Genomic DNA, 14,485 nt, shown 5'->3' on the forward strand with positions numbered 1-14,485 from the left:
GGATGAGGGTGGCGACCCGCGCGGCCGCCACCCTCATCGAGGCAGCAGCGGCAGCGTCTCGGAACCCAGCAGATCGAGGTGCGCGAGGTCGCGCATGTCCATGAGCTGGAAGTAGACGCGATCGGCGCCCAGCGCACGCAGTCGCTCGACCCGGCCGAGCACGGCGGCCGGATCGCCGATGATGTTCGCTCCGTTGTCGAAGCTCGTCGCATCCGTCCCGATCGCGGCAGCGCGTCGTTCGCGTTCGGCGGCGGTGCGCCCGACGATGGTGGGCAGTGCGACCGAGAGCTTGAGGCTCGCGGGGTCGCGCCCGATGCTCTCGCAGGCGGCGCGCACCGTGCGGAACTTCTCCGCGATCACCTCGTCCGTCGCGAACCCGATGTTGAACTCGCTCGCGTAGCGCGCCGCGATGGCGGGCGTCCGCCGCGGTCCGCCGCCGCCCACGATGACCGGCACGCGCTCCTGCGCCGGCTTCGGAAGCGCGGGGCTCTCGTCGAGCCGGTAGTGCTCGCCGTCGAAGGAGAACGTCTCGCCGACGGGGGTCTGCCACATCCCGGTGAGGATCTCGAGCTGCTCCTCCAGCAGCCCGAACCGCTTCTCGGGAAACGGAATGCCGTACGCGGCATGTTCCTCGGCGAACCAGCCGGTGCCGAGGCCCAGCTCCACCCGACCGTCACTCATGTCGTCGACCTGCGCGACCTGGACGGCGAGCACGCCCGGCACGCGGTAGGTGACCGAGGAGACGAGCGTGCCGAGGCGGATGCGGGAGGTCTCCCGCGCGAGGCCCGCGAGGGTCGTCCAGGCGTCCGTCGGCCCGGGCAGCGGATCGCCGGGGGCCATCCGCATGTAGTGGTCGGAGCGGAAGAACCCGTCGAAGCCGAGCTCCTCCGCGCGCTGCGCGAAGGCCAGCTGGTCCCGGTAGCCGAATCCCTCTTGCGGTTCCGTGAAGACGCAGTACTCCATGGGGTCAGTCTGCCCCCTCGCGGCGCTCAGTCCGAGGACTTGAGCACGATCGTCTCGGTGGGAGGTGCCGGGTTCGGGGCATGCCCGATGTATCCGATGACCTCCAGCAGCGCCTGCCGCACGGCGGCGGGGCGCTCGAGGTGCACGAGGTGGCCGGCCCCCTCGACGATGAGCTCGCGCACATCCGCCCCGGTCGCGGCGTCCGCATCCAGCACGGCACGCGTCTGCGACACCATGGGCTGGCTCGGTGCCGCATCCGCGCCCGGCCAGTCCGGCAGGATGCCCAGTGAGCCGAGGTGCGCCGGGTCCAGGAAGGAGGCGTCCGACACGATCGCGTCGAGCGCGCCGTGGATCCACAGCACCGGCGTGCGAGCGCCGAGGTGCGCGAGTGCGGACTGGTCGAAGTGGGTGGGGGCGAGCGCGTTGAGCACGCCGAGATCGCCGGATGCCGCGCCCGGCCAGTTGGGGCTCGGCACGGTGTCGCCCGGGTAGTTGCCGCCGGCCGTGGAGGTGGAGAGCATCGCGTCGATCCAGACATCCTCGCGAGCCGTCCGATACGACTCCGAGACGAACTCGGCGCGGAAGACGCTCCGAGGCGATGCAGGCGACTCGTCGCTCTTGTCGCGGGCGGTCAGTCGGCGCACGAACTCCGCGTTGGCCGTGGCGGCACCGGTTCCCGCGCCGTCGTCGCTGAGAAGGGTGCCGTCGAGGCGGGTGCCTCCCAGACCGTAGGGGGAGATGGGCGCCTGCAGGGTGAGTGACAGGGCGCCGTGGCCGTCGAGCGCATACTGCGTAGCGATCGCTGCACCGAGATCGGTGCCGACGAGGTGCGCCGCACGGATCTCGAGCGCGTCGAGCACGGCGTGCAGGTCGTCCACGAAGTCGCCGACCCCGCGCGTGGCATCGACCGGCAGCGACTCCGTGCCCCCGAAGCCGCGCAGGTCGATCGCGACGACGCGCAGGTCGCTCGGGAGGTCCTCCATGAACTCCTGCCAGATCAGCGACGACGACAGCAGACCGTGCAGGAGCACGACGGTGCGGTCGGCGGGGGTGTCGCTGCGATCGCCGTCGCGCAGCAGAACGCGCGCGGAGATACGGGCGGTGTCCACCTGTCGGGCGGTGATGCCGTCGAACAGGGGGCTGGTGGGTTCGATCATGGACGCCTCCAGGAGGGGGCACATCACGGCCCCGGCCGTTTCGATGATAGCCGGGGCACCTGGAGCGGCCCCGGGTCGTAGGGTGGAAAAATGAGCCAGCTCCCCCCTCTCGCGATCCTCGGCGCCGGCTCCATGGGCGGCGCCATCGCCCAGGGAGTCGCCGCCTCACCTCTTGCCGGCGAGGTCGTCGTCACCAACCGCAGCCGCACCAAGGCCGAGCTGCTGACCGGTCCCGGCATCCGCTCGCTCGCGCTCGAGGACGACGCCGCCGCGAACGTCGAGGCGGCGGCAGCCGCCGACGTCGTGCTGATCGGTGTCAAGCCGGGAATGGTCCCGGATCTGCTCGCCGAGATCGGCCCGCAGCTGCGTCCGGGCACGATCGTGGTGAGCCTCGCCGCGGGCGTGACCATCGCCACGTTCGAGCGGATCCTGGGACCCGCCGCGATCGTCGTGCGCTCCATGCCGAACACGCCGGCCGTGGTCGGCAAGGCCGTCACGGGGCTCGCCGCGGGCTCGCTCGCCGACGATCGCGTGATGGGCGTCGTGCGGGCGGTGTTCGAGACCGTGGGCGCCGTCGTCGAGGTGGCGGAGGAACAGATCGACGCCCTGTCGACCATCTCCGGCTCCGGCCCCGCCTACGTGTTCCTGCTCATCGAGAAGCTCACCGAGGCGGCGGTCGGAAAGGGCTTCGACTCCGCCACGGCCCGGCTGATGGCGGAGCAGACCTTCGTCGGGGCCGCGGCGCTGCTCGATGCCACGGGCGAAGACCCCGCCGAACTGCGCCGACGTGTCACGAGTCCGAAGGGGACGACCGAGCGGGCCGTCGCCGTGCTGCAGGACGCCCATCTCGACCGCGTCTTCGCCGAGGCGACGGATGCCGCCCTCGCCCGGGCGAAGGAGCTCGCCGCCGGCGGCTGAGGCTCAGCGGTCGGCGCCGGGTGTGATTCCGAACCGCTCGCGATAGGCGCGGTGGAACGTGCCCGCGTCCGCGAATCCGTTCGAGCGCGCGATCGCTGCGACGGATCGTGCACGTCCCGCGCCGCGCAGCTCCTCGCGCGCCCGGTCGAGCCGCTCGGCCCGGAGCCATCCCGAGAACGTATCGCCGTCCTGCGCGAACGCGTTCTGAACGGTGCGCGGGGTGCAGCCGAACGCGCGCGCCACGGCGGCGATGTCGAAGCGCGGGTCCACGAGCCGGGAACGCGCGTAGATGCGCAGCGCGTGCGCCCTCACGGGCGTTGAGGGGTCGCGATCATCGACCGCGAACGCGTCGAGCAGGTCGATGACGCAGCTGCTCATCGATGTGGCGACTCGCGCCAGGTCCGCCTTCGCGGCCTGCGCCAGCAATCCCACCTGCGTGCCCAGCTGTGCTCCGAGCGGCGTGCGCGCGAGGCGGTCGCCGAGCGAGGGGAGCGCCCGCACGGTGCGCGGCGAGAGGTGCTCCCGTGGGATGCGAACGGTCACGAGGTCGAGCCGTCGGCGCTTGTCGGCCAGCACGTCGAAGGGCAGCCCGTTCTCGAGCACGGTGGCGGAGCGGGCGGCGACGTCCCACGTCCGACCGCGCTGTGAGAGCCCCCACGGCTTGAGGCTGTGATTGATGAAGACGGCGTCGTCGGGCACCCGCGCGATCGATGCGCGGTCTCGGCGGGCGTCCACGCCCGGTGTGGAGATCATGCCGACATCCGTGAGGCCCGTGCGGTACAGCGAGAAGTCCGCGTCGAACGGACCGAGTCTGGGGCGACGCGGCTGCACACCGACGTACACGTCGGCGAGGCTGGCGCAGAAATGGTCGTAGTCGGCACCGGGGGGAAGGCCGCGGGTCGTGCCGCGCACGCGCACGCCGGAGGCGTTTTCGCCCATCGATACCTCTTTTCGCCGAGCGCCAGTGCTCGGTCTCCGCGGGTGCTCCTATCGTGAGCCTCGTCTGCGGCGCGGTCAAGGATGCGCCGACCCGAACGAGAGCGAGACGACGATGTCCGTACGACCGACCCTGCTCCTGGTCCACGGCGCCTGGCACGGCGCCTGGTGCTGGGAACCGCTCATCCGCGTGTTGACGAACCGGGGATGGGAGGTGCGGGCGATCGATCTTCCGACCGTGCACGCGCCGCACAAGGAGAATCTCGGGATGCAGGACGACGCGGATGCGGTTCGCGCGGCGATCGACGCCGTCGCCGGCCCTGTCGTCGTCGTCGCCCATTCTTACGGCGGCGTCCCGGTGACGCAGGGAGCCGATGCGCCGAACGTGCAGCACATCGTCTACGTCGCGGCGTTCGTGCTCGACGCGGGGGAGTCGTTGCTCGCCGCGGTCGGCGGACTCGAGCCCGACTGGTGGCACGTCGACGGGCTGCTCGCGACCGCCGGTGACGAGCTCCGTCCGCCACGGGAACTCTTCTTCGCCGATGTCGCGCCCGATCTGGCCGCCGCCGCGAGCGCCAGGCTCCTGCCCCAGGCAGTGCGCTCGTTCCACGATCCGGTCACCTCGGTGGCCTGGCGGAACAAGGAGACGACCTACGTCATCACCGAACAGGATGCGATCTTCCCGGTGCCGGCCCAGGAGGCGTTGGCCGCACGGTCAGGTTCCGCCGCACCTCGGCTCGACACGAGCCACTCGCCGTTTCTCTCACAGCCCGACGCGCTGGCCGACATCATCGAGCTCGCCGCCGGCGGCTGAGGCTCAGCGGTCGAGGGAGGCGAAACGCTCGATGTCGCTGTTCGTCCCCGAGACGATGATGAGGTCGTGGTTGGTCACGACCGTGTTGGCCTCGGCGTAGCGGAACGGCTTGCCGGGGCTCTTCACGCCGACGACCGTCACCTTGTACTTGGTGCGCACGCCGGACTCGTTGAGGCCGACGCCGCGAATGAAGCGCGGCGGGTACATCTTCGCGAGCACGAAGTCGTCGTCGAAGCGGATGAAGTCCAGCATCCGACCGCTCACCAGGTGCGCGACGCGCTCGCCGGCCTCGCGCTCCGGGTAGATGACGTGGTTCGCGCCGACGCGGGCGAGGATCTTGCCGTGCGACTGCGAGACGGCCTTCGCCCAGATCTGAGGAACCTTCAGGTCGACGAGGTTCGCGGTGATGAGCACGGACGCCTCGATCGACGAGCCGACCGCGACGACCGCCACCTGGAAGTCCGCGGCGCCCACCTGCGTCAGCGCCTCGATGTTGCGGGCGTCCGCCTGCACCGTGTGGGTGACCCGCTCCGACCACTTCTGCACCAGATCGAGGTTGTCGTCGATCGCCAGCACCTCGCGATCCAGCCGGTCGAGCTCGCCCGCGCAGGCGGCGCCGAAGCGACCGAGGCCGATCACGAGCACGGGGGCGTCGTTGCGGAGCTTCTCAACCATGGGCAACAGATTACGGCGATCACTCAGCCCGCATCGACCGTGATCCCCATTCGGATCGTGCCGTTCAGCCGACGATGGGGCGCTCGACCGGCAGCGAGTAGAGCTGCGAGCGGGAGGATGCGGCCACCGCCGCCGCCAGGGTCACGGTGCCGACGCGGCCCATGAACATCGTTGCCGCCAGCACGTACACCGCCGGATCCGGAAGGTCGCTGGTCAGCCCCGTCGACAGCCCGACCGTGGCGAAGCCCGACACGACATCGAAGAGCACCTTGTCCACATCCGCCTTCGTGATCTGGGCGATGGTGATCGTGGAGAGGGCGACGATCGTCGCGCCCCAGGCCACGACCGAGAGCGCGACGCGCTGCACGTCGCTCGGGATGCGGCGGCCGAACGCCTGCACCGACGGACGGCCCTTGGCCTCCGACCAGACGCTGAGGGCGAGCACCGCGAGGGTCGTGACCTTGATGCCGCCCGCCGTCGACGCCGACCCGCCGCCGACGAACATGAGCATGGAGCCGACCAGCAGCGAGGAGCCGTGCAGGTCGCCGATCTCGACGACCGAGAAGCCGCCCGAGCGTGTCATCGCCGACAGGAAGAACGATTGGAAGGTCGTGTCCCAGGCGTCCATCCCGCCGAAGGTGAGGGGGTTGTCGTACTCCAGGCTCACGAACACCACGGCCCCGGCGAAGAACAGGATGACGGTCGTGATGAGGGTGAGCTTGGTGTGCAGCGACCAGTGGCGCACGTGCCACTGATGCCGCCAGAGGGTGAAGATCACCGGGAAGCCGATGGAGCCCAGGAACACGCCGATCATCAGCACCGTCATGAACAGGTAGTCGTGCGAGAACGGCGCGAGGCCGTCGGCGTTCGGAGTGAAGCCGGTGTTCGTGAACGACATCGCGGCGAAGTACGGCGCCTCCCAGAGGGCCGTGATCGGGTCGACTCCGCCGGCGAGCAGCGACGGGTAGAGCAGGACGGCGAGACCCGCCTCGATGACGAGCGTGGAGAGGGCGACGGTGCGAAGAAGCGCACCGACCTCGCCGAGGCGGACGGTCTGCCCCTCGTTCACGGGGCCGCCGTGCACGCGCATCGGGTTGCTGTCGCCGGCAGCGATGAGCTTCGCGCGCAGCCCCAGCCTGCGGGAGATGATGAGCCCGAGGATCGAGGCGAGGGTCAGCACACCGAGCGCACCGACGTTGACGCCGATGTAGATCACGACCTGCCCGAGCGGCGACCAGTGCGAGCCCATGTTGACCGTCGACAGGCCCGTGACGCAGATCGTGGAGACGGCGGTGAACAGGGCGTCCGCGAGCGGGGTGACCCGGCCGTCCGCCGCCATCGCGGGCAGCGACAGGAGCGCCGTGAACACCAGGATCAGACCCGAGAAGATCAGGACCGCGAAGCGCGCCGGCGACGAGGTCGTGAAGGTCTTGGCCGCATCGCTGATGCGCTCCCACGCGGTGCTGAGCCGACGCCGCGTCGCCGAACTCGCGGAGTCGGACGTCATCCGTGGGACCCTTCGGAGATGCGGAGCGGTCTGCGACCGGAACGCGTGTCATGGTACTCCGCTCGGAGCCCGACTAACCTAAGGCGCATGGCGGACATCTTCGGCGTGATCGCGGACGCGACCCGGCGCGACATCCTGCGCCTTCTGCTGGATCGTTCGACGTCCGGCGAAGACGGCACGAGCGTCTCGCACATCGTGAGCGAGCTGGGCGTGAGCCAGCCGACGGTGTCGAAGCACCTCAAGGTGCTCCGCGAGAGCGACCTCGTATCGGTGCGCGAAGAAGGCCAGCACCGCTACTACAGCCTCTCCCGTGAGCCGCTCGACGAGATCGACGCGTGGCTCATGCCGTTCCTCACAGAGGACGAGGATGCGACGGCCGCGTTCGTCTCGACGCTGCCGGAGCCGGCCGCGAACGCGGCTGCAGCCGTCGGCCGCGCGGCCGCATCCGTCAACCGCGCGGTCGCGGCGGCGTTCGGCAAGCGCGGTCGCTGACGCCCGCCACGTTCGTCACACAGGTCACTCCGGTTTACACGCGTCTATGCGTCGCCCTAGAGTGTGCTGAACCCCGGGGAGGATGGGACATGGCCGAGTTGCCCGACGTGCGCTTTCTCACCGTCGCCGAAGTGGCGCAGATCATGCGCGTGTCGAAGATGACGGTGTACCGTCTCGTGCATGCGGGCGAACTGCCCGCTGTGCGCTTCGGGCGCAGCTATCGGGTGCCCGAATCCGCCGTCACAGAGGCCGTGCAGCGGCCGATCGCCGACGTCGGCTAGACTTATCCGAGGCATTTTTTCGGTGCCTCGTTCCCGGGAGCAGGTCATCCTGCGCCCAGACCGCCAACCAGTGAGGTTTTCCGTGGGTTCTGTCATCAAGAAGCGCCGCAAGCGCATGGCGAAGAAGAAGCACCGCAAGCTGCTTCGCAAGACTCGCCACCAGCGCCGCAACAAGAAGTAAGCGGCATCGACACAAGCGCCTGTCCCCTGGACGGGCGCTTCGTGTCTGCGGTCTAGCCTGGTGACATGAATTCGATCACGGTGCAGCAGCTGCGCGAGCGCGAGGGCGTTCCTCTCATCGACGTGCGAGAGGTGGAGGAGTTCGCCTCCGGCCACGTGCCCGGCGCGGTCAACGTTCCCATGTCGACCATCGGCGACAACCTCGATCGTCTGCCCGAGGGGCCCTTCGACGTCATCTGCCAGATGGGCGGTCGCTCGGCGCGCGTGGTGCAGGCGCTCGAAGCCCGCGGATACGAGGCCACGAACGTCGACGGCGGCACGGGCGAGTGGATCGCCGCGGGCTACCCGGTCGAGTCCTGAGGTCGTATACCCGATCTAGGATGTGAGCGTGAGAACCATCACGCTCATCGGCAAAGAAGGCTGCCACCTCTGCGACGTCGCCCGCGGGGTGATCGAGCATGTCCTCGCCGAACTCCCCGACGAGGCGGCCGACCGCATCCAGCTCGAGGAGAAGTCCATCCTGGACGACCCGGCGCTGCATGAGCAGTGGGCCGAGAAGATCCCCGTCGTCATGATCGATGACGATCTGCACGCGTACTGGCGAGTGAACCCCGAGCGGCTGCGTACCGCGGTCGAGGAGGCCACCCGCCCCGAAGGAGCATCACTGTGACCATCCGCCACATCGTCGCCTGGAAGCTCGCCGCCACCGATGCCGATCAGCGCGCCGAGCACGCGGCCGGCATCACCACGCGGCTCCTCGCGCTCGAAGGGGTCGTCCCCAGCATCCGCGCCATCTCCGTGGGCGCCGACGTTCTCGGCGGCGAGAACTGGGACGTGGCGATCGTCGCCGACTTCGACGACCTCGACGGTCTGCGCGAGTACATCGACCACCCCGCCCATCAGGAGGTCGTCACCTACGTGCGCTCGGTGGTCTCCTCGCGCGTCGCGGTGGACTTCGAGCTCTGAGCCTGCGCGTCCCCTGAGACGACGGGGATCGCCTGCGTGAAGGTGTCGGCACGGGCCTCGGCCTCGGCGCTGCCGGTGAACAGCCCCGCATCCTGCGGCGTCGGCTCATGCGTCTGCGCCGCCGTGTCCTCGGGCTCCGTCATGAGCAGACGCTGGACGGGCAGGGCCGCGGGCATGGCTGCCTGGGTCCACGTCACCATCGCCTCCCGCACGAGGCAGCGCAGATCGAACAGCGTCGGAGCGTCCCGTGCGGTCACGAGGATGCGCACGCGCACGTAGCCGCCGGTGGCCTCGGTCACCTGGAGGACGCTGGCGCGGCCGTCCCAGAGGTCGGTGTGCGCGAGCACCTCGTCGAGGTGTTCCCGCATCCGGGCGGGGGAGACGCGCCAGTCCAGGTCGAGTTCGACGGCACCGAGCAGTTCGGAACCGCGACGGGTCCAGTTCTGGAAGGGCGTGGTCGTGAAGTACGTGCAGGGCAGCACGAGCCGTCGCTCGTCCCACAGATCCAGCACGACGTAGCTCAGGGTGATCTCGCCCACGCGGCCCCACTCGCCCTCGACGACGACCACGTCATCGACGCGCAGGGCGTCGCTGAAGACGATCTGCAGGCCGGCGAAGATGTTGGCCAGCACCGACTGCGCCGCGAGTCCGGCGACGATAGACGCGATGCCCGCCGAAGCCAGCACGCTGGCGCCCACCGCCCGGACGGCGGGGAAGGTGAGCAACGCCGCGCCGATGGCGAGCACGACGATCAGCACGATCGCGAGGCGCTTCACGATGAGCGTCTGAGTGCGGATGCGGCGAGCGAGCCGATTGTCGGGCACGTCGATGCGGTAGCGGCCCAGAGTGAGATCCGTGCTGAAAGCGACGAGAGCGCCGAGCAGCCACGCCGTCGCGCCGATGACGAGGATCGTGAACGCCTGGTCGAGCATCGGACGCCACTCCCGCAGCGGGAAGGCCGCCGTCACGGCGATCCACGTCGCGACGAGGAAGGCGAGCGTGCGAAACGGCGCGCGAGCGCGGCGGACGAGGCCGGCAGGCCAGGATTTCCGCCGTCCGGTGAGTCGGGTCGAGACGGTCGCCGCGACCGTCACCAGGGCGGCGGCGACCAGGGCGATGGCCAGGATCAGGGCGAACTGCGCCCAGGGGTTGTCGAGCATGGTCCTCCTTCGGGTCCGACCACGCTAGAGGGTGCGCCCGAACCCGCCCCTCGACTCGACAGCCGGTGCCGGCTCGGGTGATACTTCGTGGCCTCGGCGACCGTGGGGTGCCGGCGACCCCTGGGTGCGGTGGTCTCCGCATCCGCATCCGCACTCCGTCGCGTGGCGCCGCACTCTTCCGCATCCGCGCTAGAGATTCACTGTCGCGGATGCGGAAAGCTGTGGCAGCTGCGCACCTGCGTCGCAACTCGGGCAGGGACAGGTGTGGTCGCGGCGGGCGGTGGTACCGGCTCGTTCCGGTCAGTCGCGCGGGCGCGTGGCGACCGGCACGGGATAGAGGGTGATCCGCACGGCGTCGCCGTACTGCACGCGCTCGCCGGCGTCGTGCTGCACGTTCAGCAACGTGCCGTCCGCCGTGCGCACGACCGATCGCCGGAAGCTGCCCAGGAAGGTGCTCTCCTGCACGGTCGCATCGATGCCCGGGGCGTCGGACGCGGTGAAGCGCACGTTCTCCGGGCGCACGAACACGTCGACCGAGCCCGCATCCGCCGGGGTCTGCAGCGGGAGGCGTTGACCCCAGACATCGACGAACTCACCGACGACGGTGCCCGGGACCAGGCTCGAGACGCCGACGAAGGCCGCCACCTGCGCCGTGGCGGGCTTCAGATACAGCTCCTCCGGCGTACCGATCTGGTCGATGCGGCCCGCGTTCATCACGGCGATGCGGTCGGACACCGCGAGCGCCTCCTCCTGATCGTGCGTCACGAACACCGTGGTGATCCCGAGGCGCAGCTGGATGCGGCGGATCTCATCGCGCAGCTGCACGCGCACCTTCGCGTCGAGCGCCGACAGCGGCTCATCGAGCAGCAGTACCCGCGGCTCGGTCACAAGCGCACGCGCGAGCGCCACACGCTGCTGCTGACCGCCCGAGAGCTGGTGCGGGAACCGGTCGGCGAGGTGGCCGAGGCCGACGAGTTCGAGCGCGTCCGCCGCGCGCCGGGCGGCCTCGGCCTTGCCGACGCCGCGACGCCGGAGGCCGAAGGCGGTGTTCTCTAGCACCCGCAGATGCGGGAAGAGGGAGTACGACTGGAACACCATGCCGATGTCGCGCTTGTTCGTGGGCACGCCCGACACGTCGTGTCCCGCGAGGAGCACTGCGCCGTCGGTGGCGCGCTCGAGGCCGGCGAGGACGCGCAACGCGGTGGTCTTGCCGCAGCCCGACGGCCCCAGCAGCGACACGAACTCGCCGGGCGCGATGTCGAGGTCGACGCCGTGCAGCACGCGCGTCGCGCCGTAGTCCTTGACGACGTCGCGGAACTGCACGCGGGTGCCGGCGCCCGCCTCCGCGAGCAGCATGTTGTCGGAGGTCGAGGGGAGCCCCCGCAGCGGGGTGTCTGCCGTGGTCATGAGTTCTTCCTTCCGGCGCCCAGGCGCCCGGCCCGGCCGATGATGAGCAGCAGCACGAACGCGAAGGCGAGTGCCAGCAGGGTGAAGATGGCGGCGGCCCACGCATCCTGTCGGTTGATGAGCACGAGCGCCGTCTGGAGCACCTGGCGGTTCAGCAGAGAGGCGATCGTGAACTCGCCGAGCACGACGGCGACCGAGATGAGGGATGCGGCGAGCAGCCCCTGTCGGAGATTGGGGACGATGACCCGCACGAGCACGGTGAACCATCCCGCACCGAGGGTGCGCGCGGCCTCCGACAGCGTCTTGATGTCGATCGCGTCGATCGAGGCCTGGACCGAGCGGTACGTGAACGGCAGCACGAGGACGCCGTACGCGAAGGCGAGCGTCCACGCGCCGGTGCCGAGGGTGCGGCCGATCTGCAGGTAGATCGGGGCGAGACCGACGACGAGCACGATCGCGGGGATCGAGATCGGCAGCAGGGCCAGGAACTCGAAGCCGCGACGCAGCTGCGGGAACTTCAGGGCGACGAGCACCATCGTGGGCGTGAACAGGAACAGCACGAGGGCGACCGTCACCGCCGCGAGCGAGAGCGAATTGCCGAGACCCGTCCAGATCGGGGCGTACTTCGCGGCGTTGGCGGGATCGAAGACGGCCAGCCACCGCGTCGGGGTGAGGGCGTCGGTGCCGGGCAGCGGCGCGAGCGTGAACAGCACCGTCGCGGCGAACGGCACGGCGAAGACGACGCCGACGACGACGCCGATGATCCAGCGGGTGAGGGGCGAGGGGGCGAAGGTCTTCATGCCTGCCACCTCGCTGCCCGACGCTGGATGAGGGCGTAGACGCCCATCACGACGGCGACGACCACGATCATGCCGAACGCGAGCGCACCCGCGAGGTGCTCGCGTCCGAGCAGCGTCTCGCTCGTGAGCGCCGTGCGGATCTGCAGCGGCACGATCTGCGAGCCCTGGCTCGCCAGCGCCGCCGCCGTCGCGTACGACGAGAACGCGTTCGCGAACAGGAGCAGGAGGCTCGCGAGGAAGGACGGCGCGAGCACCGGGAACCCGATGTGCAGCCAGAAGCTACGCGGCGTGCCGCCGAGGGTCTGGTGGGCCTCGGCCCACTGGGGCTTCAGCGCCGCAAGCGCCGGCATGAAGGTGATGATCATGAGCGGCACCTGGAACACGATGTACGCGGGGATGAGGCCGGGAACGGAGTAGATCCACGCGCCGTCTGCGTAGGGGTCGATGCCGAGCACGTTCTTCAGCAGCAGCGTGACGACTCCCTGCGTCCCGATGGCGGCGACCATGACGAAGGCGAGCATCACGCCGCCGAACTGCGCCAGGACGCCGGATGCCGCATCCACCGTGCTGCGCACGAATCCGGTCTCGGCAAGCCCCAGCATCGCGTAGCAGACGACCGCGCCCACGACCGCGCCCAGCACCGCCGTCAGCAGCGATACCCAGGTCGAGTTCCAGAAGGTCATGAGGATGACGGGATCGCCCAGCGCCGCGACGTTGTCGAGCGTGAACGCACCGCGAGCGTCGAAGAGTCCCGAGCCGACGGCGAGCACGGTGGGCAGAGCGAGGAAGAGGGCGATGTACGCGGCGAACGGGGCAAGGCCGAGCCACGAAAGGTCACGGGCGGCGCCCCGCCGCCGGGAAGCCTGGGGCTCCTCGGCGACGGGGCGCGCATCCTGCGTGTCGCGGTCGGCCACGACGGATGAGATCACGAGACGGCCGCGGCCCACTTCTCGCCGAGCAGGGTGCCGGCGTCGGTGCTCTGCTGCTCGGTCGGCACGACGGTCTTGTCGGGCGTCGCGGGCAGGGATGCGGCCAGCTTCTCGTCGAGCGTTCCGGCGGTCTGCATCGCGTCCATGCGGGCCGGGCGGGCGCCGCCGGCGAGCCACAGGTTCTGCACCTCGTCGCTGTAGAGGAACTCCTGCCACAGACGTGCCGCTGCCGGATGCGGTGCGTTCTTGTTGATCGCCTGGTTGTAGTACCCGGCGTAGCCCGTGCCGTCGAAGACGACGACCTTCCAGTTGGGGTTGCTCTGGGTGTGGGTCGCGTTGAGGTAGTCCCAGTCGAAGACGACCGGCGTCTCGCCGCTGGCCACGGTCGCGCTGGTCACGTCGAGCTTCAGCATGTTGCCGGCGGCGTTCAGCTTGCTGAAGAAGTCGATGCCGGGCTGGTAGTCGTCGAGCGTGCCGCCGGACTGCACCGTTGCCATGCCCACCGCGGCGAAGGCCGCGCCGGCCTGCGTCGGGTCGCCGTTGATGGCCACCGCGCCGCGGTACTCGTCGCCGAGCAGGTCGTCCAGGCTCTTCGGGGCGGGGAAGCGCGACGAGTCGTAGCCGACCGACATGTACCCGCCGTAGTCGCCGACGAACAGGCCCGTCGGCTCCTTGACGGCGTCGGGGATGTCATCCCAGGTCTGCACCTTGTACGGCGCGAACGACGCCGTGTTCTGCAGGGCGACGGTGAGTCCGAGATCGAACACGTCGGGGGCGGTGTCCAGGCCCTCGTTGGTCTTCGCGGCCTGGATCTCCTCGGCGCTTGAGATGTCGGGCGACTGCTCCTCGATGGAGATCTCGGGGTAGCGCTGGGTGAACAGGTCGATGATCGCGCCGTAGTTGGCCCAGTCGCGAGGCAGGGCGATCACATTGAGCTTGCCCTCGGCCTTCGCCGCGGCCTCGAGGTCGGCGAAGGTGCCGAAATCGGCGACGCTCGTGGCGGACTGGGCCTTCGAGGAGTCGTCGGAGGACGCCTCGGCGTTGCCTGCGCAGCCGGCGAGGACGACGGCGGCGATCGCCGTCAGAGCGATCCCAGCGGCGGCGCGGCCGCGGCGGGTGGAGCGGATGGTCATGCGGATTCCTCTCGGGTGATTCGATGCGCTCGCGCGCGAAGCGCGCCACACATCGGGACGAGAGGAAGTTATGAGGGGGCGGTGACGGGGGTCGGCAGCAGCGGTGAACGGGCCGTGTACGCAGCGTGGCGAGTGCGGTGGGCCCCGGCGGCGGGGTCGCCGCACCC

The 14,485-nt window shown here is 70.0% G+C and carries 18 protein-coding genes; 8 read left to right on the plus strand and 10 right to left on the minus strand.

Annotation, left to right across the window (positions count from 1 at the left end; genetic code table 11):
• Window positions 1-33 precede the first annotated feature (33 nt).
• On the minus strand, window positions 34-963 hold the full coding sequence (locus QE374_RS12125) for an LLM class F420-dependent oxidoreductase (protein ID WP_309735194.1): 930 nt from the start codon (window positions 961-963) through the stop codon (window positions 34-36).
• Window positions 964-989: 26 nt separating this feature from the next.
• Window positions 990-2,120, minus strand: coding sequence for an alpha/beta hydrolase (locus QE374_RS12130; protein WP_309735197.1), 1,131 nt, complete (start codon window positions 2,118-2,120; stop codon window positions 990-992).
• A 90-nt stretch (window positions 2,121-2,210) separates the two neighbouring features.
• Between QE374_RS12130 and proC the strand changes: the two genes are divergently transcribed.
• On the plus strand, window positions 2,211-3,038 hold the full coding sequence (gene proC / locus QE374_RS12135; RefSeq protein ID WP_309735199.1) for a pyrroline-5-carboxylate reductase: 828 nt from the start codon (window positions 2,211-2,213) through the stop codon (window positions 3,036-3,038).
• A gap of 3 nt (window positions 3,039-3,041) precedes the next feature.
• Here the strand turns inward: proC and QE374_RS12140 are convergent, their stop codons facing one another.
• Window positions 3,042-3,977, minus strand: coding sequence for an AraC family transcriptional regulator (locus QE374_RS12140; RefSeq protein WP_309735201.1), 936 nt, complete (start codon window positions 3,975-3,977; stop codon window positions 3,042-3,044).
• A gap of 112 nt (window positions 3,978-4,089) precedes the next feature.
• On the opposite strand from QE374_RS12140, the gene QE374_RS12145 reads away from it, so the two are divergent.
• Entirely contained in the window at window positions 4,090-4,788 is a 699-nt protein-coding gene (locus QE374_RS12145) for an alpha/beta hydrolase (RefSeq protein WP_309735204.1), read from the plus strand.
• 3 nt (window positions 4,789-4,791) lie between these two features.
• Here QE374_RS12145 and QE374_RS12150 read toward each other — a convergent pair whose 3' ends face one another.
• A complete protein-coding gene (locus QE374_RS12150) occupies window positions 4,792-5,463 on the minus strand; it encodes a TrkA family potassium uptake protein (protein WP_137417935.1) in 672 nt (223 codons plus the stop codon).
• A 64-nt stretch (window positions 5,464-5,527) separates the two neighbouring features.
• Window positions 5,528-6,970 (minus strand): potassium transporter TrkG, encoded by a 1,443-nt coding sequence (locus tag QE374_RS12155; RefSeq protein ID WP_309735208.1) that lies wholly within the window; start codon window positions 6,968-6,970, stop codon window positions 5,528-5,530.
• Window positions 6,971-7,057: 87 nt separating this feature from the next.
• Here QE374_RS12155 and QE374_RS12160 point away from each other — a divergent pair, with 87 nt between their 5' ends.
• The 6 genes from QE374_RS12160 (at window position 7,058) to QE374_RS12185 (ending at window position 8,889) form a co-directional block, all read left to right on the plus strand.
• Window positions 7,058-7,462: a metalloregulator ArsR/SmtB family transcription factor gene (locus QE374_RS12160; RefSeq protein WP_309735210.1), complete on the plus strand. Its 405-nt coding sequence runs from the start codon at window positions 7,058-7,060 to the stop codon at window positions 7,460-7,462.
• An 89-nt stretch (window positions 7,463-7,551) separates the two neighbouring features.
• The gene (locus QE374_RS12165; RefSeq protein ID WP_137417931.1) at window positions 7,552-7,743 is read left to right on the plus strand and encodes a helix-turn-helix domain-containing protein; all 192 of its coding nucleotides are present in this window, start codon (window positions 7,552-7,554) and stop codon (window positions 7,741-7,743) included.
• Between the two features lie 82 nt (window positions 7,744-7,825).
• Window positions 7,826-7,924: a 30S ribosomal protein bS22 gene (locus QE374_RS12170; RefSeq protein ID WP_003792170.1), complete on the plus strand. Its 99-nt coding sequence runs from the start codon at window positions 7,826-7,828 to the stop codon at window positions 7,922-7,924.
• Window positions 7,925-7,989: 65 nt separating this feature from the next.
• The gene (locus QE374_RS12175; RefSeq protein ID WP_137417930.1) at window positions 7,990-8,283 is read left to right on the plus strand and encodes a rhodanese-like domain-containing protein; all 294 of its coding nucleotides are present in this window, start codon (window positions 7,990-7,992) and stop codon (window positions 8,281-8,283) included.
• Window positions 8,284-8,311: 28 nt separating this feature from the next.
• Entirely contained in the window at window positions 8,312-8,593 is a 282-nt protein-coding gene (locus QE374_RS12180) for a glutaredoxin family protein (protein ID WP_309735213.1), read from the plus strand.
• Window positions 8,590-8,889: a Dabb family protein gene (locus QE374_RS12185; protein ID WP_309735215.1), complete on the plus strand. Its 300-nt coding sequence runs from the start codon at window positions 8,590-8,592 to the stop codon at window positions 8,887-8,889. Before QE374_RS12180 ends, QE374_RS12185 begins: the two co-directional genes overlap by 4 nt.
• On the opposite strand, the gene QE374_RS12190 is transcribed toward QE374_RS12185, so the two are convergent.
• The 5 genes from QE374_RS12190 to QE374_RS12210 form a co-directional block, all read right to left on the minus strand.
• Window positions 8,838-10,049, minus strand: coding sequence for a mechanosensitive ion channel family protein (locus QE374_RS12190; RefSeq protein WP_309735217.1), 1,212 nt, complete (start codon window positions 10,047-10,049; stop codon window positions 8,838-8,840). The genes QE374_RS12185 and QE374_RS12190 overlap by 52 nt on opposite strands.
• Window positions 10,050-10,349: 300 nt before the next feature.
• A complete protein-coding gene (locus tag QE374_RS12195) occupies window positions 10,350-11,456 on the minus strand; it encodes an ABC transporter ATP-binding protein (RefSeq protein ID WP_309735219.1) in 1,107 nt (368 codons plus the stop codon).
• A complete protein-coding gene (locus QE374_RS12200) occupies window positions 11,453-12,256 on the minus strand; it encodes an ABC transporter permease subunit (protein WP_309735220.1) in 804 nt (267 codons plus the stop codon). Before QE374_RS12200 ends, QE374_RS12195 begins: the two co-directional genes overlap by 4 nt.
• On the minus strand, window positions 12,253-13,182 hold the full coding sequence (locus QE374_RS12205) for an ABC transporter permease (RefSeq protein WP_396653351.1): 930 nt from the start codon (window positions 13,180-13,182) through the stop codon (window positions 12,253-12,255). The genes QE374_RS12200 and QE374_RS12205 overlap by 4 nt, the downstream gene beginning before the upstream one ends.
• On the minus strand, window positions 13,182-14,318 hold the full coding sequence (locus tag QE374_RS12210; protein ID WP_309735221.1) for an extracellular solute-binding protein: 1,137 nt from the start codon (window positions 14,316-14,318) through the stop codon (window positions 13,182-13,184). The genes QE374_RS12205 and QE374_RS12210 overlap by 1 nt, the downstream gene beginning before the upstream one ends.
• Between the last annotated feature and the right edge of the window lie 167 nt (window positions 14,319-14,485).

The organism is Microbacterium sp. SORGH_AS_0428 (assembly GCF_031453615.1).
Taxonomy (GTDB): Bacteria; Actinomycetota; Actinomycetes; order Actinomycetales; family Microbacteriaceae; genus Microbacterium.